The organism is Cellulomonas sp. (assembly GCF_035634735.1).
Classification (GTDB): domain Bacteria; phylum Actinomycetota; class Actinomycetes; order Actinomycetales; family Cellulomonadaceae; genus Cellulomonas.
In genome coordinates this window covers 1-1611 of record NZ_DASQCJ010000225.1, presented here as the reverse complement: position 1 = coordinate 1611, position 1611 = coordinate 1, and the positions used below count along the sequence as shown (strand labels likewise).

The following is a 1611-nucleotide window of genomic DNA, read 5'->3' as shown; positions in this document are numbered from 1 at the left end:
CAGCGCGACGTGCACCACGGACCACCGCCCGCGCCCGGCGCCGAGCCGCGCCTCCGCGAGCGCGCCGAGGTTGCCGTCGTTGTCGAACAGCACGGGCACGCCCGGCGCCGGCGCGAGCAGCGCGGGCGCGGCGACCATCCCGCCCCAGCCCGCGCGCACGCCGGCGCCCGCGACGCGGCCCGTCCGGACCTCGACGGGCGCGGGCACGCCGACGCCGACCGCGGCGACGGACGCGGGGTCGGTGCCGGTGTCCCGCAGCACGCGGTCGAGCAGCGCCCGCGCCGCGCGCACCGCGTGCTCGGCCCGCTGCTGGCCGGCGCCGGGCACCGGCGGCAGGGGGATCGCCGCCTCGACGGGCTCGCCGTCGCCGCGGTCCAGCACGACCCGGACCTCGTCGAGGTAGCAGTGCACGCCGACGAGCGCTCCGCCGGGCGCGAGGGAGACCTGGGTGGCCCGCCGGCCGGACCGGGTGGTCGCGGACACCCGCACCAGGCCCTCGGCGGCGAGGGCGGCGACCGCGGTGGAGACCGTCGCCGGCGCGAGGCCCGTCGCCCGGCACAGCTCGACCTGGGTGCGGCCGTCCTGGCGGCGCAGCGCGGCGAGCAGCAGCCCGCGGCTGTCCCGCGGCGCGGGCGCGGCGTCGGACGGCAGGTCGCGGCCGGGCGGGACGGGCTCGGGGCGCACCGGCCGCCCCGGGCCCGCCCCCGGCGCGTCCGTCACGGCCGGGCCGCGAACCGCTCGAGCAGCTCCGCGTGACCCGAGACGATCAGCAGGTCGTTCGCCGCGATCCGGGTGTCCGGCGTCGCGTACACGAAGTCGATCCCCGGGCTCTTCACCCCGATGACCGTGACCCCGTACCGCTCGCGGATCTTGGACTGCCCGATCGTGAAGCCCTGCGTCTCGCGCGGCGGCTTCATCTTGACGATCGTGAAGCCGTCCTCGACCTCGATGTAGTCGAGCATCTTCCCGGACACCAGGTGCGCGACCCGGGACCCCGCGTCGGCCTCGGGCAGCACCACGTGGTGCGCGCCGATGCGCTGCAGGATGCGGGCGTGCTCGGTGCTGACCGCCTTGGCCCAGATCTGCGGCGTGCCCATGTCGACGAGGTTGCCGGTGATGAGCACCGACGCCTCCAGGTACGACCCGACGCCGACGACGGCGACGGAGAACTCGCGCGCGCCGACCTGCTCCAGCGCCTCCGGGTTGGCGGCGTCCGCCTCGACCAGCGGGATGCGGCCGGTCCACTGCGCGACCAGGTCGGGGTCCCGCTCGACGGCGAGCACGTCCTGGCCGAGCCGGTCCAGGGTCGCGGCGATCGCCGAGCCGAACCGGCCCAGGCCGATCACGAGGATGCCGGCCTCGCGCTTGGGGCCCTTCGCGCGGCCGCCCTCGGCGCCGCGGTCGCGGCGGTCGCCCCGCCGGGGCTCGCCGGGCAGCGGGCCCAGGCCGGTCGCGCCGGTGCGGGTCAGGTCATCCAATGATCGGCCTCTCCTCGGGGAACCGGACGACGCGACGACGGCTGCGCAGCGCGAGGGCCGCGGCGAGCGTCATCGTGCCGGTCCGGCCGATGAACATCAGGACGGCGAGCACGTACTTGCCGGCGTCGGGCAG

Annotated in this window: 2 protein-coding genes and 1 pseudogene; all 3 read right to left on the bottom strand. The window is 77.7% G+C overall.

Going from position 1 to position 1611, the window contains the following annotated elements; genetic code table 11:
* Positions 1-684: ROK family transcriptional regulator (locus VER05_RS18125; protein ID WP_324846708.1), on the bottom strand; the 684-nt coding region annotated here is incomplete at its 3' end.
* A 32-nt stretch (positions 685-716) separates the two neighbouring features.
* Positions 717-1352 carry a TrkA family potassium uptake protein gene (locus VER05_RS18120; RefSeq protein WP_324846709.1) on the bottom strand — a complete coding sequence of 212 codons (636 nt, stop codon included), beginning with the start codon at positions 1350-1352 and terminating at the stop codon, positions 717-719.
* A 118-nt stretch (positions 1353-1470) separates the two neighbouring features.
* A pseudogene (locus VER05_RS18115) lies at positions 1471-1611 on the bottom strand (TrkH family potassium uptake protein); the annotation flags it as partial.